Source organism: Microbacterium sp. VKM Ac-2923 (assembly GCF_022815605.1).
In the GTDB taxonomy this organism is placed as follows: domain Bacteria; phylum Actinomycetota; class Actinomycetes; order Actinomycetales; family Microbacteriaceae; genus Microbacterium.
Genome location: NZ_JALGRP010000012.1, coordinates 1 through 19,721 on the forward strand (window position 1 = coordinate 1; position 19,721 = coordinate 19,721).

Below are 19,721 nucleotides of genomic sequence, written 5' to 3' on the forward strand. Positions count from 1 at the left end.
GCTTCTCAAACGCCAACTTCCTCGGCATCCACACCCTCCACACCATGAGGGTGTTGCGCTAGCAACTGGAGACCACCCGAAAGACGTCCGGGTGTTCTGGACACTCGACCGAGAAGCGCCGGCGGGGCGGCACCGACACCACAGGCACCGACGCCACGGCACCGACACCGCACACGCTGACACCACAGGCACCGACACCACAGGCACCGACACCATGACGAGGGACGACGACATGACCACCCCCACCGCGCGCGATCTCGTCGCGCGTAGCAACCGGCTCGGCTCCGACCCGAAGGTCACCAACTACGCCGGCGGCAACACCTCCGCCAAGGGCACGGACATCGACCCCGTCACCGGCGAGCCGGTCGAGCTGCTGTGGGTGAAGGGCTCGGGCGGCGATCTGGGCACCCTCACCGAGAAGGGCCTGGCGGTGCTGCGGCTCGACCGCCTGCGCGCCCTCGTCGACGTCTACCCCGGCATCGAGCGCGAGGACGAGATGGTCGCCGCGTTCGACTACTGTCTGCACGGCAAGGGCGGGGCCGCTCCCTCGATCGACACCGCCATGCACGGCCTGGTGGATGCCGCGCACGTCGACCACCTCCACCCCGACGCCGGGATCGCGATCGCGACCGCGGCCGACGGTGAGGAACTCACGCAGAAGATCTTCGGCGACAAGGTCGCGTGGGTGCCGTGGCGTCGCCCCGGCTTCCAGCTGGGTCTCGACATCGCCGCCCTCAAGGCGCAGAACCCGCGGGCGATCGGCACGATCCTCGGCGGCCACGGGATCACGGCGTGGGGCGACACCTCCGAAGAGGCCGAGCGCAACAGCCTATGGATCATCGACACCGCGCAGGCGTACATCGACGAGCACGGTGCGGCCGCGCCGTTCGGCGGGGTGCGCCCGGGCTTCGCGGCGCTGCCCGAGGCGGAGCGTCGCGCCAAGGCCGCCGCCCTCGCCCCCACCATCCGCGGTCTGGCCTCGACCGACAAGCCGATGGTCGGCCACTTCACCGATGCCGACGACGTGCTCGACTACCTGGCATCCGAGAAGGCCCCGGCCCTGGCCGCGCTCGGCACGAGCTGCCCCGACCACTTCCTCCGCACCAAGGTCAAGCCGCTGATCCTCGACCTGCCGGCCGAGGCCTCGGTCGAGGAGTCGATTGCCCGTCTGCGGGAGCTGCACGAGCTGTACCGCGCCGACTACCAGGCCTACTACGACGCGCACGCCGTGGCCGAGAGCCCCGCGATCCGCGGCGCCGACCCGCTCATCGTGCTGGTGCCGGGCGTGGGGATGTTCTCGTACGGCGCGAACAAGCAGACCGCGCGGGTGGCGGGGGAGTTCTACGTCAACGCCATCAACGTCATGCGCGGAGCGGAGGCCCTGTCGACGTACTCCCCGATCTCGGATGCCGAGAAGTTCCGCATCGAGTACTGGGCGCTCGAAGAGGCCAAGCTCCAGCGGATGCCGAAACCGAAGACCCACCAGGGCCGTATCGCGTTCGTCACGGGTGCGGCATCCGGGATCGGCAAGGCCATCGCCACGCGTCTCGCGGCGGAGGGCGCGTGCGTGGTCGTCGCCGACCTGGACCTCGAGAAGGCGCAGGCAGCCGCGGCGGAGCTGGGCGGCGCGGACGTCGCGATCGGGGTGGCGGCGAACGTGGCGGATGCCGACGCCGTCCAGGCCGCGATCGATGCGACCGTCCTGGCGTTCGGCGGTATCGACCTCGTCGTCAACAACGCGGGCCTGTCGCTGTCGAAGCCGCTGCTGGAGACCACCGAGAGGGACTGGGACCTGCAGCACGACGTCATGGCCAAGGGCTCGTTCCTGGTGTCGAAGGCCGCGGCGCAGGCGCTCATCGCGCAGGGGATGGGCGGGGACGTCGTCTACATCTCGTCGAAGAACAGCGTCTTCGCCGGTCCGAACAACATCGCGTACTCGGCGACCAAGGCCGACCAGGCGCATCAGGTGCGCCTGCTCGCGGTCGAGCTCGGCGTCCACGGCATCCGCGTGAACGGCATCAACCCCGACGGCGTCGTGCGCGGCTCCGGCATCTTCGCCGCGGGATGGGGCGCCAACCGCGCCGCCACCTACGGCGTCGACGAGAAGGACCTCGGGCAGTTCTACGCCGACCGCACCATCCTCAAGCGCGAGGTCGTGCCCGAGAACGTCGCCGACGCCGTGTACGTGCTCACCGGTCCCGAGCTCACGCGCACGACAGGGCTGCACATCCCCGTCGACTCCGGCGTCGCCGCGGCCTTCCTGCGATGAGCGCGCACGCCTCGGGTGAGGCGGCGCGGAGCGCCGTCCGCGCCGTCGCCGCCGTCGACCTCGGCGCCACGAGCGGTCGCGTGATGATCGGCCGCGTCGGCGACGGGGTGTTCGAACTCGAACAGGTCGCCCGGTTCCCCAACGGCCCGGTCGAGCGCCCAGACGGGTGGCACTGGGACATCGACGCCCTCTGGACGCACGTGCGGGAGGGCCTCGCCGAGGCGCATCGCCGCGAGCCGACGATCGAGAGCATCGGGATCGACTCCTGGGCGGTCGACTACGGCCTCCTGGGCGACGGGGGGTTGCTCGCCGAACCGTTCCATTACCGCGACCGGCGAACGCTCCGGGGAGTGGATGCCGTGCACGCGGTCGTGCCGTTCGAGGAGCTCTATCGGCACAACGGTCTGCAGTTCCTCCCGTTCACCACCGTGTACCAGTACGCCGCCGACGAGCGGCTCACCGACGCGGAGACGAGCCTGCTCATCCCCGACCTGCTCGCCGAGCGCCTGACGGGTCGCCGCGTCGCGGAGCGCACGAACGCCTCCACGACCGGACTGCTCGACGTGCGAACGGGGGAGTGGAACCACGCGCTCGCGGAGGCGCTCGGCATCCCTGCCACGATGTTGCCGGGCCTGGTCGACCCGGGTGAGACGATCGGCACCACGGGCCGAGATCTGGGCGGTCTGCCCGTGATCGCCGTGGGGTCGCACGACACCGCCTCCGCGGTCGTCGCGGTGCCCCTGTCGACGCCGAGCGCCGCATACATCTCGTGCGGCACGTGGGGGCTGGTCGGCCTGGAGCTCCCCGAGCCGATCGTGACCGACGCGGCCCGCGCGGCGAACTTCACCAACGAGGGCGGGGTCGACGGGCGGATCCGGTTCCTGCGCAACGTCACGGGCCTGTGGCTGCTGAGCGAGACCGTGCGGGCCTGGAGCGAGGGCGACGGCGCCGCCGTGGATCTGCCGGCCCTGCTCGGCGCCGCCGCGACGCAGCCCGCGCCCGTGCGGCTGTTCGACGCCGACGACGCCTCGCTGTCCGCCCCGGGCGACATGCCCGCCCGCATCGCCGCGCTGCTCGGGATGCCGCACCCCCCGCCCGACGAGCGTCCGGCGTTCGCGCGGGTCATCGTCGAGAGCATCGCCGAGGCGTTCGCGCGGGCGGTGCGGACGGCCGGTGAGCTGGCCGCACGCGAGATCGACGTCGTCCACCTCGTGGGTGGCGGGGCGCTGAACGGCCTGCTGTGCCAGGCCACCGCCGATCGCTGCGGGCTGCCCGTGCTCGCGGGTCCGGTGGAGGCGACGGCGCTCGGCAACGTGCTGGTGCAGGCGCGCGCTCTCGGGGCCCTCGGCCCGGAGGCCACGCTCGAGGACCTCCGAGCCCGGGTGGTCGAGGCTTTCCCGCCGCGGCGGTTCGACCCGCGCGCGTGAGCCCTTCCCGTCGCCGGGCGGGTGTGCGTATTATGTGGTCAGACCACACGAAAGCGAGTACCTCCATGGTTCAGCGTCAGCTCCCCAAAGTCGGTGAGCTCCTCGAGCTCATGCAGTTCAAGAAGCCCGAGCTCGACGCGCGAAAGCGCCGCCTCGATTCCGCGCTGACCATCGCCGACCTGCGCACGATCGCGAAGCGTCGCACGCCCAAAGCGGCCTTCGACTACACCGACGGCGCGGCCGAGGGAGAACTGTCGCTCGATCGCGCCCGCCGGGCGTTCGAAGACGTCGAGTTCCACCCCGACATCCTGCGTCCGGCCGCCGACGTCGACACCTCGTGCGAGATCCTCGGCGGCCCCTCCGCCCTGCCCTTCGGTATCGCACCCACCGGCTTCACGCGCCTGATGCAGACCGAGGGCGAGACCGCGGGGGCATCCGCGGCGGCCGCCGCCGGCATCCCGTTCACCCTCTCGACCCTCGGCACCACCTCGATCGAGGGCGTGAAGGCCGCCAACCCGGCCGGGCGGAACTGGTTCCAGCTATACGTGATGAAGGACCGCGCCATCTCGTACGGTCTGGTCGAGCGGGCGGCTGCGGCCGGGTTCGACACGCTGCAGTTCACCGTCGACACCCCGATCGCCGGAGCGCGCCTGCGCGACAAGCGCAACGGCTTCTCGATCCCGCCGCAGCTGACCGTCGGCACGATCGTGAACGCCATCCCGCGCCCGTGGTGGTGGATCGACTTCCTCACCACGCCCAAGCTCGAGTTCGCCTCGCTCAGCACCACCGGCGGCACCGTCGGCGAGCTGCTGAACGCGGCCATGGATCCCACCATCGGCTACGACGATCTCGACGTCATCCGGGGCATGTGGCCGGGCAAGATCGTGGTGAAAGGCGTGCAGAACGTCGCGGACGCCGCGCGCCTGGTCGATCTCGGTGTGGACGGGATCGTGCTGTCGAACCACGGCGGTCGTCAGCTCGACCGCGCGCCCATCCCGTTCCACCTTCTGCCGAAGGTCGTGCGCGAGGTCGGGAAGGACGCCACGGTCATGGTCGACACCGGCATCATGAACGGCGCCGACATCGTGGCATCCATCGCTCTGGGGGCGAAGTTCACCCTCATCGGACGCGCCTACCTGTACGGCCTGATGGCCGGAGGGCGTCAGGGTGTCGACCGGACGATCGCGATCCTGCGCAGCGAGATCGAACGCACGATGACGCTGCTCGGCGTGTCGTCGCTCGCCGAACTCGAGCCGCGGCACGTCACGCAGCTCGCGCGCCTGGTGCCGGTGGATCCGCAGGCGGCCGACGCGCGCGTGTGAACGCGGGCGGGATGCCCGGACGCTGCGCGCAGCGAGGGTGAAACGCAGGGTGAAAACGTGTGGATGCGGGGGCTGCTGATAAAGAGCTCCGAAATGATGAGCGCTGAGCGCGTCTAAAATCAGCGCTCCTGTCGCCTGAAGCCTGGGGTAGATCCGCCCGAATGCGCAATTCGTCACCCGACACCGCGGTGTCCGAACACGGTGTCCGTGGCATCTCGGACACCGTGGTGCGCGGCGTTCTCCTCACCCACCCGGCCCCGACGATGACCGAGTTGCAGGCGCTCCTCGAGGTCGAGGCGGGCCCGGCGCCGCGCCTGTGGGTCGACGCCAGCGCGAGAGCCCTCGAGTCGTTGGTGATCGCGCGGACGCGGCTCGACGACATCGACGGCGCGCTCGAGCTGATCGACGCCCACTTCGTCGGCGGCCGCCTCCGCGTGAGAGCCGCCATCGCGACGGGCACGCGCTCCACCCTTCTGTCGGCCGTCGCCGAGGCCTACGCCGCCGCCGGATGCCCTCGGCGCGCAGGGCTGTACGCCACGGCCGCGCTGGCCTACGCCGACTCGCCCGCCGTCCGCTACCGCGCCGAGGCCGTGCGTGCGCTTGCCTATGCCCTGAACGGCGAGGTGGCCGCCGCGCGGGAGGCCATCGACCGGTGCGCCGGGATCGCCGGCACTCCGCCGACGCCGGAGCACCCGTGCTATGTGCTGCTGCTGGCCGAGATCCTCGTGGCATCCGCCGATCTCGACGCGGTGCGGCTGCGCAGGGTGGCGGGCAATCTCTACGATCACGCGCGGAGCGACCCGCACTGGATCTACACGGCGCGCTGCGCCGAAGCGATGGCCGCGCTCGGCGCGCGTCAGTACGTGGAAGGGCTCGCGCTTCTGTCGACCCTGGTCGGCGGCGCGGATTCGCTGTACAGCCACGCGATGGTGCGCGGGATGGCTCTGGGGGTGCTCGCCGACACCCTGCTCGCGCGCGGGGAGTCCCGTCGGGCGCTCGCCCTGCTCGACGGCGTGCCCTCTCCGGACGAGCACGCGCTCTGCTTCGACATGCAGCGTTCTTCCGCGTATCTGGCGCTGGGACGCCACCGTGAGGTGCTCGAGGCGACCGACGCGTGCATCGCGATGAGCCAGGAGCACTGCCTGCGTACCCTCACCCCGCTGCACGTCCGGCGGGCCATCGCGTACCTGCGGGTGAGCAACCTCACCGCGGCGCGCAGCTCGTTCGAGGAGGCCTTCCGCCTGGGCGAGAGTCTCGGCAGGTCGCTCACGCCCTACCTCACGCTCCCGCGGGAAGAACTCGGCACGCTCCTGGCCGATGTGATCACGCACCATCCGGAGTGGGCGGATGCCGCCCGAGACATCCGCGATCGTCTGTACCGGATGCCGACGAACGATACGCCCCCGCTCGCCCTGACGCCGCGCGAAGAACGGCTGGCGGCGTTGCTGCGGAGCCCGCGCACGGCCACGCAGCTCTCCGAAGAGCTGCGCGTGTCGATCAACACCGTCAAGACGCAGCTCCGCTCGATCTACGGCAAGCTCGGGGTCTCGTCGCGCGCGGATGCGGTGTCCTCGCTCGAGGCGTACGGCTTCTACGTCTGAGGGTCGGTCGCCCCGGCCCGACGCCCCTCCGCCGGGTTGTCGGAGGAGGGTGCGTCGGCATCCTCTCCCTCTTCGCGACGTGACGCGCCCGCACCGAGGGTGAGCGTCGAGGCGAGACCCAGAGTCAGGAAGGCCGCGGCGGTGAAGGCGGCGGCCCGGGTGCCGTCGCTGAACGCGGCGCGCGCGTCGCTCGCCACGTCCTGGGTCTCGGGTGACTGCTCCAAGCCCGCGATCGCGGCCCCGGCGCTGTCGACGACCTGCGAGACGACCTGATCGCGCTCGGCCGCCGACACCCCGCGATCGTCGAGAGCGGATGCCAGCACCCCCGCGGTCGTCGAGAACAGCACCGTTCCGAGGATCGCCACGCCCAGCGCCGCCCCCAGTTGGCGCGAGGTCGACTGCGTGCCGGAGGCCTGCCCGCTCGCGGCGGGGGGCACCTCGGCCAGCACGACACCCGTCAGCTGGGCGGTGGCGAGACCCACGCCGAGCCCGTAGACGAACAGGAACGGGACGAGGGGTCCCCACGCGGCATCCGGTCCGATGGTCAACGCGACGCCGGCGACACCCACGATCTCGGCGAGCAGGCCACCGCGGACGACCCAGACCGGGGCGACCTTGCCGCTCAGGGCGCCCGCGACGCCGCTCGCGACGAAAGAGCCGACGGCGAGCGAGAGCAGCAGCAGACCCGTCTGCAGGGCGTCGAAGCCGACCACGAACTGCAGCCACAGCGGGAGGGTCAGGATGATGCCGAACTCGCCGAGCGAGACCACCGCGGCGGCGATGTTGCCGTTGCGGAACGACGTGATGCGGAACAGATCGAAGGCGAGGAGCGTGGAGCGGCCGAGGCGCTGGCGGTGCAGGCCCCACGCGATGAACGCGACGAGAGCGATCAGCGCCACGGCGAACGCCAGGGGCACTGGGGAGAGGTCGAGGGGCCAGGTCCAGCCGCCGAGGGTCGGAACGGTGTCGACCGTCCACCACCCGTAGGTGCGACCCTCGATGAGTCCGAAGACGAGGGGCGCCATCGTGAGGACCGACAGCAGGGCGCCGACGCCGTCGATGCGTTCGGCGCGCTCGCTGCGCGACTCGGCGACGGTCAGGACGACCCCGATCACGATGATCACGCCGAGGGGGATGTTGATGCCGAACGCCCACCGCCACGAGAAGGCCGTGGTCAGCCAGCCTCCGAGCAGGGGGCCGACGGCCGCCATTCCGCCGATCGTCGAGCCCCAGACGGCGAAGGCGATGCCGCGCTCGCGCCCGCGGAAGGTGGCGTTGATGATCGACAGCGTCGTGGGCAGGATCATCGCTCCGCCGACGCCCTGCACGAGTCGCGACAGGATGAGCAGCCCACCCGTCGGCGCGAGCGATGCGGCGATCGAGGCGGCGGCGAAGATCACGACACCCAGCAGCAGGAGCCGTCGTCGACCGAAGCGGTCGGCGAGGCTGCCGAACACGAGCAGGAACGACGCGAAGACGAGGGTGTAGGCCTCCTGGACCCACTGCACCTCGGTCGACGAGATGGCCAGCTCTTCGACGATCGAGGGCACGGCGACGTTGACGATCGTCGAGTCGACGATGATCAGCGAGACGGCGATGCTGATGAAGACGAGCCCCGCCCAGCGGCGTGCGGCGTTGTTCCTGGACATGTAGCTAGCTTATCTAGCTATCTGCGCCGGCGCGAGGGGTTGCGCGACCGCTCGTCCACTCTGATCTCGCACGCTGTTCGGGCGCAATCGGCGCTTCGGGGCGCAAAGTTCTCGCCCCCGTGAGCGGAATGCGCCCCACACCTGAGAGGGGGAACCCCGCCGGACGCGGACGCACGGCGCACGGCCGGGAGTCGGTCAGGTGCCGTGGCGGGGGAGGTGCGCGGGGCGCGGGACGTGCTCGCTCGGCGGCAGCGGGATCGGTGTCGTGCCGGCGATCTCGTCGCTGAAGTCTTCGGGCTCCGGCGGGATGGTCCGGATGGGGCGCGTCTCGTCCACCGTGAGCCGGAAGCGTTTGGTCTCATGGCGGTGCACACGACCCGACGCCACTGTCCAGGTGACGCCGATCCCGCACGCGAGGAGCGCGACGACGGCGGCGAGTCCGATCGCCGTGCGCGGACCGAACTCCGCGGCGACGGCGCCGACCACGGGGGCGCCGACGGGGGTGCCGCCGAGCAGGATCGCCATGTACAGCGCGATCACCCGGCCGCGCAGCGCCGGATCGGTGGTGGTCTGCACGTAGCCGTTGGCGGTGGTGAGGGTCGTGACGACGCAGAAGCCGGTCAGCACGAGGGTCACGGCGTAGGTGGCGTAGCTGGGGGCGACCACCGACAGGGCGGATGCCACGGCGAAGCCGCCGGTGCCGACCACCACCACGCGCATCTGCGCCCGTTCGCGACGCGCGGCGAGAAGGGCTCCCGCGAGGGAGCCGATCGCGACGAACGAACTGAGCAGGCCGAAGCCGTCGGCCCCCCGTCCGAATTCGAGGGCCATCGTCGAAGCGAAGATCGGGAAATTCATGCCGAAGGCGCCCAACAGGAACACCATGACGAAGATGACGACGAGGTCGGGTCGGTGCGCGACGTAGCGGAACCCGTCGGCCAGGCGTGCGGGTCCGTTCCGCTTGGCGCGGGCGACCAGTTCGTGCGGCCGGATGACGAGCAGTGCGCCCAGCATCGCCAGGAACGTCACGGCATTGACGAGGAAGACCCACCCGGTGCCGACCAGCACGATCATCACCCCGGCGACCGCGGGACCGATGAGCCGGGCGGTGTTGAACGAGGCGGCGTTCAGCGCCACGGCGTTGGAGGCGTTCTCCTGCGACACCAGGTCGGACACGAACGCCTGCCGCGCGGGGTTGTCGAACGCCGTCACCACCCCGAGGGCCAGCGCGAAGCCGTACATGAGGGGGAGCGTCATCGCCCCGCTCAGCAGCAGGATGCCGAGGGCCACGGCCAACCCGAGGAGCGCCCCCTGCGTGCACATGATGAGCCTGCGCCGGTCGAAGCGGTCGGCCACCCATCCCGTGACGCTGACCAGGAGGAGCGGGGGAGCGAACTGCAGGGCCATGGTGATGCCCATGGCGGCGGCGTCGTTGTCGGTGAGCTGCGTGAGCACGACCCAGTTCTGGGCGGTGGCCTGCATCCAGGCGCCGACGTTGGACACGAGCGCTCCGACGAACCAGACGCGGTAGTTGAAGATCGACAGCGACCGGAACATCGATGTGCTCACCTGTCGGCCACCTTCTTCATGATCGGGGCCGCGCGGGCCAGGATTTCGCGTTCGTCGGGCGTCAGTCCGGCAAGGACCTCCTCGAGGAAGGCGTCGCGCTGCCGCACGGTCTCGTCCACGATCGTGCGGCCGTACGCGGTCAGGTCGATGTTCACTCGGCGTCTATCCACGGCATCCGGGAGGCGGGTGACGTACCCGGCTTCTTCGAGGAGCGAGACCGTGCGGTTCATCGACGGCGCGGTGACGCGCTCACGATCGGCCAGTTGGCCGAGCGTGTGCGCACCGTGCACCGTGAGGGCGGCGAGGACGGCGAACTGCCCGTCGCTCATGGTGTCGACGGCCCGCTGAGCCCGGAGGCGGCGAGCCAGTCGGAACGTCGCCATCCGCAGCTCGGACGCTGCGGCGCTGTGGTCATGACTGTTGTCGGTGAGGGGGGATTCGTCGACGCGGTCGTTCATGTTCCTGATCGTTAGCATAGCTCATTAGTCGTGCTAACGGAATGGATGCCGTGCTCCCGGCCGTCCCGTGGGCGGTCCGGGGTATCGACGGGCTCAGCTGCCCGCGTCCTGCGGGGGTCGGGGGCTTGGACGGGCTCAGCCCCCTGCGTCCCGCGAGGGGCCGGCGGCGCTGGCGCGTCGCCGTCGTACACTCGCCCCATGCCCGAGTTCGTCGATGCCTACGGCATCCCGATCGTCTACGACGTGCACGAGGCCGCCGAGCCGCGCGCGGTGGTCCAGCTGCTGCACGGCGTCGGCGAGCACGCGGGTCGCTACGCGGCCCTCATCGAGGCGCTCGCCGCGAACGGCTACACCGTGTACGCCGACGATCACCGGGGGCACGGGCGCACCGGACTTCGGCAGTGGGGCGGTGACCACGGCAAGCTCGGTCGACTCGGCCCGGGCAGGATGGATGCCGCGCGCGACGCCGTCTGGACGCTGACGCAGCGCATCCGCGACGCGCACCCCGACCTGCCCCTCGTGCTGCTCGGCCACTCGTGGGGGTCGTTCCTGGCGCAGATGCTGCTGGATCGGCATCCGGGCGCCTTCGACGCCGTCGTGCTGAGCGGGTCGGCCCTGCGCTGGCCGGGCTCGTTGAACGCGGGCGATCTGAACGCCCCGTGGAAGCACCTGCACGGCTCGGGGATGGAGTGGCTGTCGAGCGACGAGCAGGTCGGTCGCGACTTCGTCGACGACCCCCTCACCACGTCGACCCCGCTACTGCGCCTGTTCGGTCCGATCGAGGCGGCGAAGCTGTTCGGTCGGCCGCGGCGGAACCTCGGTCGGGACGTGCCGGTGCTGTTGATGGTGGGGCGCGACGACACCGTCGGCGGCCCCCGCAGCGTGCACAAGCTGGCGGATGCCTACCGCGAGCGTGCCGGCCTGACCGACGTGACGACGAGGGTCTACCCGGGCGCCCGCCACGAGATCTTCGCCGAGGTGCAGCAGGCCGAGGTGCGCGCTGATCTGCTCGCCTGGCTCGGCGCGCGCGTGCCGGCCCGCGGGGAGAGTCCGGCCTAGGACGCGTCCGATACACGCGCAGATATTGCGCGTACCGGCTACACCTTTTGGTTGCTATCCCGCAAAAGCCTGAGTACTGTCGGGAGGGCCGGGGGACCTCGACGCCGAGGCCCCCCGCATCCCCGAACCGCCCGCCATCCCCCTGGAGCGCGCTCCTCATCCGGTCCCGAGACCGGTCGATCGCGCGCGCCCGGATCGTCACGTCCCTCAATGAAGAACGGATCCCCGCGTGAACACTTCGGACCCCTCGACCACCCCCGACGTCGGAGCCTGGTTCATCGGCGCGCGAGGATCGCTCGCCACCACGGCGACGATCGGCATCCACGCCCTTGCCCTCGGCGTCACCTCGACGGTCGGGCTCACGACCGAGACCGACGCCGTGCGCGTCGCAGAGTTCCCGAAGATCACCGACATCGTCGTCGGCGGACACGACATCTCCACGACCCCGCTCGAGGAGCGTGCCGAGCACCTCGCAGCCGGAGGCATGTTCCCCGCAGCGCTCGTCGAGGCCGTCCGCGAGCGGCTGCGCGCCACCGAGGAGAACCTCCGTACGGTGCCCACGTTCGCCCCCACGCAGCAGGAGGAGATCGACCTGCTCGCCGCCGACATCGTGGACTTCCGTGATCGTCACGGTCTGCGGGAGGTCGTCGTGATCGACGTCTCGTCCACCGAACCCCTCCCGCCCTACCACCCCGGGTTCGAGGACGACGAGGTGCTGCAGACCGCCCTCACCACCCCGGGCGTGCGGGTGCTCCCGCCGAGCTCCCGCGCCGCCCTCGCCGCCATCGCGGCCGGTGCCGCCTACGCCGCGTTCACCCCCTCGGCATCCCTCAACCTCCCCGTCCTGCGCGCGCGCGCCGAGCGCGCGGGCATCGCGTACGCCGGTCAAGACGGGAAGACGGGCGAGACGCTGCTGCGCACCGTCCTGGCACCCATGTTCACCGCCCGCGGGTTCCGCGTGCAGTCCTGGGCGGGGACCAACCTGCTCGGCGGCGGCGACGGCGCCACCCTGGCAGACCCCGAGGCCGTGCGCTCGAAGCTCGTGTCGAAGAACCGGGGGCTGCACGCCCTCGTCGGCGACGACGTCGTCACCCCCCTGCACATCGACAACGTGCCCGACCTCGGCGACGTCAAAACGGCGTGGGACCACGTGAGCGCGACCGGATTCCTCGGCAGCCGGGTGACGCTCCAGACCACGTGGAGTGCGTACGACTCCGCTCTCGCGGCACCCCTGGTGATCGACCTCGTCCGATCGCTGTCGCTGGCCACCCGCGCCGGGCACGCCGGCGTCGTCCCCGCCCTCGGCTGCTTCTTCAAGGACCCGTGGGGCAGCGACGTGCACGGCTTCGGCGAGCAGACCGCGCAGTTCGTCTCGTGGGTGCACGAGACGGCGACGGCGGTGGCGGCGGCGCGGGTCGCCGCACCGTGACGCGGGCCGGCGACTACCTCGACCTCGTCCGTGCTCCGGCCTCGCTGACAGTCCTCGGCGACGCCCTCGTCGGCGCGCTCAGCGCGCGTGGCCCGGGCGGTGACGGCGCGATGCGCGCCGGTGCGCTCGCCGCCTCGTCGGTGTGCCTGTACAGCGCCGGAATGGCCCTGAACGACTGGGCGGATGCCGATCTCGACGCCGTCGAGCGACCGGAGCGCCCCATCCCCTCGGGGCGGATCTCGCGGGCGCGCGCCCTCGCCGTCGGCGCGGGACTCACCGCCGTCGGCGTCGGGTCGGCCTTCGCCGCCGGTCGCTCCTCGGGCCTGGTGTCGCTCGCGCTCGCGGGGGCGCTGTGGGCCTACGACCTGGTGTTCAAGCCCACCGCGGCGGGTCCGGTGGTCATGGCGCTCTGCCGCGGACTCGACGTGATGCTCGGCGCTGCCGGCCCGTCCTGGCGCCGAGCGCTTCTCCCCGCGGGAGCGGTCGCCGTCCACACCGTGGCCGTCACCGCCGTCTCGCGCGGGGAGGTCGAGGGCTCGACACGGGCCACCGGACGCGCCGCGGTGGTCGCGAGCGTCGCCGTTGCGGCATCCGGTCTCGCGGGCGGAGGCGACCGGGCGGCCGCCGCGCTCGGTGGCGCCCGTTACCTCGCCGCGGTCTTGCCGGGGCACCTTGCGGTCGCCCGCGATCCGGGCGCCTCTCAGGCGCGGGATGCCACGCGGGCCGGGATCCGTGCCGTGGTGCCGCTGCAGTCCGCCCTCGCCGGACGCGCGGGTTCCGCGGTCGCCGCGCTCGCTCTGCTCGGCGTCGAGGTCGTCGGCCGCGTGCTCGGACGTCGACGCTCGAGAGGAGACATCACATGAACGACGTGGCCTGGAGCTGGGGATACGGCACCAACGGTTTCACCGACCACCCGCTGCCGGTGGCGCTCGACGTGGTGCAGGGCGAGGGCTACACCGCCGTCGCCCTCACCCTCGGTCACCCGCACCTCGACCCGTTCGCCGTCGACTGGCGCGCGCAGGCCGAGAGCCTGGCCGCCGACCTCCGTCGCCGCGGCCTGCGCGTGGTCGTGGAGACCGGTGCGCGCTACCTGCTCGATCCCGTGCGCAAGCACCGTCCGACCCTCGTCGACCGCAACGCCGAGCCGCGCATGGTGTTCCTGCGCCGCGCCATCGAGATCGCCGCGATCCTCGGGGCGGACTGCGTGTCGCTGTGGAGCGGCGTCCTCCCCGACGACGTCACGATCGACGCCGCGCGCGTGCTGCTCGACGAACGTCTGCTCGAGATCTGCGGTTTCGCCGCGAAGGCGGGCGTGCCGCTCGCGCTCGAGCCCGAGCCCGGCATGGTGGTCGAGACCGTCGCCGACGCCCTGGCCGTCCGCGCCCGCATCGGGCATCCGGCGATCCTGGGCCTCACCGTCGACCTCGGACACTGCGTCGTCGTCGAGCCCGGCGGCGTCGTCGCGGCCCTGCGGGCGGCGCGCGGCGTGCTGCGCAACGTGCAGGCGGACGACATGCGCGCCCGCGCCCACGAGCACCTTCCGTTCGGCGAGGGGGAGCTGGATCTGGATGCCGCTCTCGCCACCCTTCGCGAGATCGACTATCGCGGCGTCGTCGCCGTGGAGCTGCCCCGGCACGCGCACGCGGCGCCCGCGCTCGCCCGCTCGAGCATGGCGGCCCTGGTCGCGGCGGCGGAGCGCTCCGGCGCGGCCGGTGCGGCTTCGGCGGTTGCTGCCCCGTCCGGGGGAGGGGATTCGGTGACGGGAGGATCGGCCGGGGTCGTGGCATCCTCCGCTCCCGGAATGTCCTCCCGCGACGCGCCGCCCGTGACGACGGGAGGGCCGGGGACCGGGGGAGGGTCGACCGCTCCGGTCGAGGCCTTCCCTCCTCCCTCCCCCTCCGCTCCTCACGCCCCGCGCGCGGGAATCGCGTCTTCCGCTGCGGCTGTGCCGCTGGAGGGTGTGACCGCTACGTCGGCGCGGGGAGGGGATTCGGTGACAGGAGGACCGGCCGGGGCCGTGGCATCCTCCGCTGCCGGAATGTCCTCCCGCGACGCGCCGCCCGTGACGACGGGAGGGCCGGGGACCGGGGGAGGGTCGACCGCTCCGGTCGAGGCCTTCCCTCCTCCCTCCCCCTCCGCTCCTCACGCCCCGCGCGCGGGAATCGCGTCTTCCGCGGCGTCTGTGCCGCTGGAGGGTGCGACCCCTGCGTCGGCGCGGGGAGGGTATTCGGTGACGGGAGGACCGGCCGGGGCCGTGGCATCCTCCGCTCCGGGAATGTCCTCCCTTGGCGGGGCCCCCACTGCGGCGGCGTCGTTCGCGGCCCCGGCGGCTGCTGGGCCGGCGCGGGGAGGGGATTCGGTGACGGGAGGACCGGGCGAGGATGTGGCATCCTCCGCTCCAGGTATCTCCTCCCGCGGCGCGGCCCCTGCGACGAGCGGAGGACCGGGGAGCGGGGGAGGACCCGCGGCGGCCGCGGCATCCTCCGCCGCTCTCTCGCCCTCCGCCGGTCACGCGCCCACCCCGCGGTTCACGCACCCGTGGACGGCCCGCGCCGCCGAAGACGTGCGAACGGATGCCACCCGCGCCGCGCGCCTGTTCGCGGCGGCCGGCCGCGAGGTGGGCCGCGAACCGCTCTCCGCGCACCCCTTCGCGCCGACCGCCGACGACGCCGCGCGCGCCGCGATCGTCGCGGCCCTCGCCGACGGCGGTGCCGACCCCGCCGTGGTGACCGCCCTGTACCGCCGCGGCGACGACGCCGAACGCCGCGGGGTGCTGCGCGGTTTCAACGCGATCGAGGCGCCCACCCCGCCCTGGCGCGACGCGGGCCTCGAACTCGTGCACGACGCGCTCCGCGCCAACGACACCCGTCTCGTCGCCGCCGCCCTCGGGCCTTTCGCGGCGGCCCACCTCGACGACCACGCATGGCGCCACGGCGTGCTGAAGTGCGTGTTCCTCGGCATCCCCCTCTCCGTGGTCGCGGAGCTGGAGGCCCGCGCCGATGACGAGCTCGCCGCGATGAGCGCGCGTTTCGCCGAGGAGCGCCGCGCCGCCGGCCGCACCGTGCCCGATGACCTCACTCTCCTGCTCGCTCGTGAAAGGGCCTGACATGCGCATCTTCGATCCCCACATCCACATGTCCGCGCGCACCACCGACGACTACGAGGCCATGTACGACGCCGGGGTGCGTGCCCTGGTGGAGCCGGCGTTCTGGCTCGGGCAGCCGCGCACGAGCGTCGGGTCGTTCCTGGACTACTTCGACGCCCTGATCGGGTGGGCGAGGTTCCGCGCGGCGCAGTTCGGCATCCGTCATCACTGCACGATCGCCCTGAACCCGAAGGAGGCGAACGACCCCCGCTGCCGCGAGGTGATGTCGGAACTGCCCCACTACCTGGCGAAGGACGGCGTCGTCGCGGTCGGCGAGACCGGCTACGACTCGATGACCCCCGAGGAGGACGAGATCCTGCGTCAGCATCTCGCGCTGGGGATCGAGTTCGACCTCCCCGTTCTTGTGCACACCCCGCACCGCGACAAGGCCGTCGGCACGCAGCGCACGCTCGACGTGGTCGCCGAGTCCGGCATCCCGATGGAGTACGTGCTCGTCGACCACCTCAACGAGACCTGCGTCGACACCGTCGCCGACAGCGGCGCGTGGATGGGCTTCTCGATCTACCCCGACACCAAGATGGACGAGCAGCGCGTGGTCGCGATCATGCAGCGCATCGGGCTCGACCGCGTGATCGTCAACTCGGCCGCCGACTGGGGACGCTCCGATCCGCTCAAGACGGCGAAGACGGGCCTGGCGATGCTCGACGCGGGCTTCAGCGACGACGACGTCGACCGCATCCTCTGGCGCAATCCGGTCGCGTTCTACGCCCAGAGCGGCCGCGTCGACACCGACCCGATCGAGGGCTTCGCTCCTGCGAGTCAGGGCCCCGACCTGTTCGAGGGCAACTCGGTGCTGCGCGGCGTCGCCTCGCGGCAGGGAGCCTGATGCACCTTTCCTATTGCACCAACGTCCATCCCGCCGAGGACCTCGCCGGCATCGTCGGACAGCTCGACGAGCACGCGGGCCCCGTGCGCCGCGAAGCAGGTCTCGACCGGCTCGGCGTCGGACTGTGGATGCCGGTGGGCGTGGCATCCGTGCTCGCCGGCGACGCGGGAGCCCGTGAGACGCTGGCCGCCGCCCTGGAGCGCAACGGCCTCGAACTGCGCACCGTGAACGCCTTCCCCTACCGCGGATTCCACGACGACGTCGTCAAGCTCGCGGTCTACCGCCCCGACTGGACCACGCCCGAGCGCCTCAGCTACACCCTCGACTGCGCCCGGGCGCTGGCGGCGTTGCTGCCCGACGGCGCCGAGGGCAGCATCTCGACCCTGCCGCTGGGCTGGAGGGAGGGGTGGGATGCCACCGCCTCCCGCGCTGCGGAAGAGAACCTCGCTCGCCTGGTCGCGGGTCTCGGCGCCCTCGAGCGCGAGACCGGCCGCACCGTGCGCGTGGGCATCGAGCCCGAACCGGGCTGCATCCTCGACGACGTCGCCGACGTCGTGGCGTGGCTCGGTGCGCGACCCGCGCTCATCGCCGACGGCCTGCTGGGACTGTGTCTCGACACCTGCCACCTCGCCGTGTCGTTCGCGGACCCGGGCGCCGTGGTCGCCGCTGCGACCGCCGCGGGCGTGCGCATCGTGAAGGTGCAGGCATCCGTCGCCCTCGAGGTGCCCACCCCCTCCAACCCGCGCACGATCGCCGCGCTGCAGCCCTTCGCCGAGGAGCGGTACGTGCACCAGGTGCGCAGTGCCCACGGCACGCACGCCGCCGACGACCTGCCCGAGGTGCTCGATGCGCACGAGCCCTGGCCGGCGGATCAGCCATGGCGGGTGCACGTGCACATCCCCCTGCACGCCCGGCCGGCGGCACCGCTGCGCGCCACGACCGAGGTGCTCCTTGCCGCCGTCGACGCCGTCCTGGCGGCGCCGGGCGGCGACGAGGCGCACCTCGACGTCGAGACCTACACCTGGTCGGTGCTGCCGGCCTCGCTCCAGCCCGCGACCCTCGTCGACGGCATCGCCGCCGAGCTGCGCTGGGTGCGCGAACACCTGCCGCACGCCCTGACCGGCACGGACCCGGATGCCGCGCCGGGCGGCGCCGTGGCATCCGGGGTCGATCGCGCTCCCACCCCGGCGCCCGAGAACACACGTTCCGCGCGAGACCACGCGTTCGTGCTCGCCACCCACGTGGGGTCTCGACACGATCGTGTGATGTCGGCAGGGCTGACGGCCGACCTCCCGGCCGAAGACGGAAGGAGTCTGGTGTGAGCAAGGTCCTTCTGCTCGACATCGTGGGGCTCACCCCCCGCGCGCTCGCCGCGATGCCGCGGCTCACCGCCCTCGGCCGCTCGGGCGGTCAGACGGGACTCGACACGATCCTGCCCGCCGTCACGTGCAGCGTGCAGTCGACCATGCTCACCGGCCTCGCGCCGCGCGAGCACGGCATCGTCGGAAACGGCTGGTATTTCCGCGGACTCGGCGACCCGCTGCTGTGGCGCCAGCACAACAAGCTCGTCGCCGGCGAGAAGGTGTGGGAGAGCGCGCGCCGTTCCCGCCCCGAGCTGCGCACCGCCAACCTCGGCTGGTGGTTCGCGATGGGCGCCACCACCGACGTCACGGTCACCCCGCGGCCGATCTACCACGCCGACGGGCGCAAGAGCCCCGACGCGTACGTCCGGCCCGCGGCTCTTCACGACCAGCTCGTCGGTGCGCTGGGGGAGTTCCCCCTCTTCCAGTACTGGGGTCCGACAGCGACCATCCGCAGTAGCGCCTGGCTCGCCGAGGCGACACGCGGCATCATCACCGAGCGGTGGGGGCCCGCGCCCGATCTCGCGATGGCGTATCTCCCGCACCTGGACTACGACCTGCAGCGGTTCGGACCGAACGGCGCCGAGGCCGACCGGGCCGCCCGTGAGCTCGACGACACCGTCGCGCCGCTGCTCGACGACGCCGCCGACCGGGGGTACACCGTCGTCGCGGTGTCGGAGTACGGCATCGAGCAGGCCACGCGTCCCGTCGACGTCAACCGGGCGCTCCGGCGCGAGGGGCTGCTCGCGGTCTACGTGCAGGACGGCCGCGAGCAGCTCGACCCGTGGACCTCGCGCGCCTTCGCGGTGGCCGACCATCAGGTGGCCCACGTCTACGTCCCGGATGCCGCGGACCTCCCGCGCGTCGCGGCGCTGCTGCGCGGGCTCGAGGGCGTCGACGAGGTGCTCGACCGCGAGGCGCAGGCGCGATACGGCCTGGACCACGAGCGTTCCGGAGAGCTGGTCGTCGTGGCGGAGCCGGGTGCCTGGTTCACGTACTACTTCTGGCTCGACGACGACCGCGCGCCCGAGTACGCCCGAGGGGTCGATATCCACCGGAAGCCCGGGTACGACCCCGCCGAGCTGTTCTTCGACCCCGCCGACCGCCTCGCCAAAGCGAAGGCCGGGGTGAACTTGGTGAAGAAGAAGCTGGGCCTGCGCTACGCCATGAGCACCGTTCCGCTCGACCCCACGTGCGTACGGGGCACCCACGGCCGCCTGCCCTCGTCGCGCCAGGATGCACCGGTGGTTCTGACGAGCGATGCGGGGCTGCTGCCCGACGTCGAGGCACTGCCCGCCGCCGGCGTCCGCGATCTCGTGCTGCGTGGGCTCGGCGTCTGACGCGCGCCGCCGGGCACAACGCAGGAAAGGGCGGCCGTTACACGTCTGCGCACCGCCGAGAACGGCGTTGGCGGCGGAAATTTCCTGCGTTGTGTCCGCGGCGCCCGTCGAGGGCGGTCCCGGGGGTTCACCCGCGTCCCTGCCGCAGCGCTCCGGCAACGTCGCTTCGAACACGACGCAGGAGTTTCCGACTCACGTCCGCTCACCGTGCGGCCAGGTCGGGGTCGCGGGGCCGGATCTCCTGC

At 72.1% G+C, this 19,721-nt stretch carries 14 protein-coding genes; 11 read left to right on the top strand and 3 right to left on the bottom strand.

Annotated elements, in window-relative coordinates:
* Positions 1-232: 232 nt before the first annotated feature.
* The 4 genes from MT347_RS15620 (at position 233) to MT347_RS15635 (ending at position 6,619) form a co-directional block, all read left to right on the top strand.
* Entirely contained in the window at positions 233-2,269 is a 2,037-nt protein-coding gene (locus tag MT347_RS15620; RefSeq protein ID WP_243502227.1) for a bifunctional aldolase/short-chain dehydrogenase, read from the top strand.
* Positions 2,266-3,696 (top strand): rhamnulokinase family protein, encoded by a 1,431-nt coding sequence (locus tag MT347_RS15625; RefSeq protein ID WP_243502228.1) that lies wholly within the window; start codon positions 2,266-2,268, stop codon positions 3,694-3,696. The genes MT347_RS15620 and MT347_RS15625 overlap by 4 nt, the downstream gene beginning before the upstream one ends.
* A 65-nt stretch (positions 3,697-3,761) precedes the next feature.
* Positions 3,762-5,018 (top strand): alpha-hydroxy acid oxidase, encoded by a 1,257-nt coding sequence (locus tag MT347_RS15630; RefSeq protein ID WP_243502229.1) that lies wholly within the window; start codon positions 3,762-3,764, stop codon positions 5,016-5,018.
* 161 nt (positions 5,019-5,179) lie between these two features.
* Complete coding sequence (locus MT347_RS15635; RefSeq protein WP_243502230.1) at positions 5,180-6,619, top strand: LuxR C-terminal-related transcriptional regulator; 1,440 nt, start codon at positions 5,180-5,182, stop codon at positions 6,617-6,619.
* Here the strand turns inward: MT347_RS15635 and MT347_RS15640 are convergent.
* The 3 genes from MT347_RS15640 to MT347_RS15650 all read right to left on the bottom strand — a co-directional run bounded on the left by MT347_RS15640 (position 6,610) and on the right by MT347_RS15650 (position 10,295).
* Positions 6,610-8,268, bottom strand: a complete 1,659-nt coding sequence (locus tag MT347_RS15640) for a DHA2 family efflux MFS transporter permease subunit (RefSeq protein WP_243502231.1) — start codon at positions 8,266-8,268, stop codon at positions 6,610-6,612. The two genes, MT347_RS15635 and MT347_RS15640, sit on opposite strands and share 10 nt — an antisense overlap.
* Before the next feature lie 195 nt (positions 8,269-8,463).
* Positions 8,464-9,825: an MFS transporter gene (locus MT347_RS15645; RefSeq protein WP_243502315.1), complete on the bottom strand. Its 1,362-nt coding sequence runs from the start codon at positions 9,823-9,825 to the stop codon at positions 8,464-8,466.
* A gap of 8 nt (positions 9,826-9,833) precedes the next feature.
* The gene (locus MT347_RS15650; RefSeq protein WP_243502232.1) at positions 9,834-10,295 is read right to left on the bottom strand and encodes a MarR family winged helix-turn-helix transcriptional regulator; all 462 of its coding nucleotides are present in this window, start codon (positions 10,293-10,295) and stop codon (positions 9,834-9,836) included.
* Between the two features lie 198 nt (positions 10,296-10,493).
* Between MT347_RS15650 and MT347_RS15655 the strand changes: the two genes are divergently transcribed.
* The 7 genes from MT347_RS15655 (at position 10,494) to MT347_RS15685 (ending at position 19,476) form a co-directional block, all read left to right on the top strand.
* Positions 10,494-11,354 carry an alpha/beta fold hydrolase gene (locus MT347_RS15655; RefSeq protein ID WP_243502233.1) on the top strand — a complete coding sequence of 287 codons (861 nt, stop codon included), beginning with the start codon at positions 10,494-10,496 and terminating at the stop codon, positions 11,352-11,354.
* Positions 11,355-11,583: 229 nt separating this feature from the next.
* Positions 11,584-12,783 (top strand): inositol-3-phosphate synthase, encoded by a 1,200-nt coding sequence (locus MT347_RS15660; RefSeq protein WP_243502234.1) that lies wholly within the window; start codon positions 11,584-11,586, stop codon positions 12,781-12,783.
* Positions 12,729-13,646, top strand: a complete 918-nt coding sequence (locus tag MT347_RS15665; protein ID WP_243502235.1) for an SCO3242 family prenyltransferase — start codon at positions 12,729-12,731, stop codon at positions 13,644-13,646. The genes MT347_RS15660 and MT347_RS15665 overlap by 55 nt, the downstream gene beginning before the upstream one ends.
* Complete coding sequence (locus MT347_RS15670; RefSeq protein ID WP_243502237.1) at positions 13,643-15,889, top strand: EboA domain-containing protein; 2,247 nt, start codon at positions 13,643-13,645, stop codon at positions 15,887-15,889. The genes MT347_RS15665 and MT347_RS15670 overlap by 4 nt, the downstream gene beginning before the upstream one ends.
* A gap of 1 nt (position 15,890) precedes the next feature.
* Positions 15,891-16,775: a TatD family hydrolase gene (locus tag MT347_RS15675; protein ID WP_243502239.1), complete on the top strand. Its 885-nt coding sequence runs from the start codon at positions 15,891-15,893 to the stop codon at positions 16,773-16,775.
* Positions 16,775-18,097, top strand: coding sequence for a metabolite traffic protein EboE (gene eboE, locus MT347_RS15680; RefSeq protein ID WP_243502241.1), 1,323 nt, complete (start codon positions 16,775-16,777; stop codon positions 18,095-18,097). Before MT347_RS15675 ends, eboE begins: the two co-directional genes overlap by 1 nt.
* Positions 18,094-19,476: a nucleotide pyrophosphatase/phosphodiesterase family protein gene (locus MT347_RS15685; protein WP_243502243.1), complete on the top strand. Its 1,383-nt coding sequence runs from the start codon at positions 18,094-18,096 to the stop codon at positions 19,474-19,476. The genes eboE and MT347_RS15685 overlap by 4 nt, the downstream gene beginning before the upstream one ends.
* The last annotated feature ends 245 nt before the right edge of the window (positions 19,477-19,721 follow it).

What these genes read in the sequence shown, in the direction of transcription:
- MT347_RS15650 (WP_243502232.1), bottom strand. Translation starts at nt 10,295, where the DNA reads ATGAACGACCGCGTCGACGAATCCCCCCTCACCGACAACAGTCATGAC.
- MT347_RS15655 (WP_243502233.1), top strand. Translation starts at nt 10,494, where the DNA reads ATGCCCGAGTTCGTCGATGCCTACGGCATCCCGATCGTCTACGACGTG.
- eboE (WP_243502241.1), top strand. Translation starts at nt 16,775, where the DNA reads ATGCACCTTTCCTATTGCACCAACGTCCATCCCGCCGAGGACCTCGCC.
- MT347_RS15620 (WP_243502227.1), top strand. Translation starts at nt 233, where the DNA reads ATGACCACCCCCACCGCGCGCGATCTCGTCGCGCGTAGCAACCGGCTC.
- MT347_RS15675 (WP_243502239.1), top strand. Translation starts at nt 15,891, where the DNA reads ATGCGCATCTTCGATCCCCACATCCACATGTCCGCGCGCACCACCGAC.
- MT347_RS15640 (WP_243502231.1), bottom strand. Translation starts at nt 8,268, where the DNA reads ATGTCCAGGAACAACGCCGCACGCCGCTGGGCGGGGCTCGTCTTCATC.
- MT347_RS15670 (WP_243502237.1), top strand. Translation starts at nt 13,643, where the DNA reads ATGAACGACGTGGCCTGGAGCTGGGGATACGGCACCAACGGTTTCACC.
- MT347_RS15625 (WP_243502228.1), top strand. Translation starts at nt 2,266, where the DNA reads ATGAGCGCGCACGCCTCGGGTGAGGCGGCGCGGAGCGCCGTCCGCGCC.
- MT347_RS15635 (WP_243502230.1), top strand. Translation starts at nt 5,180, where the DNA reads ATGCGCAATTCGTCACCCGACACCGCGGTGTCCGAACACGGTGTCCGT.
- MT347_RS15645 (WP_243502315.1), bottom strand. Translation starts at nt 9,825, where the DNA reads ATGTTCCGGTCGCTGTCGATCTTCAACTACCGCGTCTGGTTCGTCGGA.
- MT347_RS15630 (WP_243502229.1), top strand. Translation starts at nt 3,762, where the DNA reads ATGGTTCAGCGTCAGCTCCCCAAAGTCGGTGAGCTCCTCGAGCTCATG.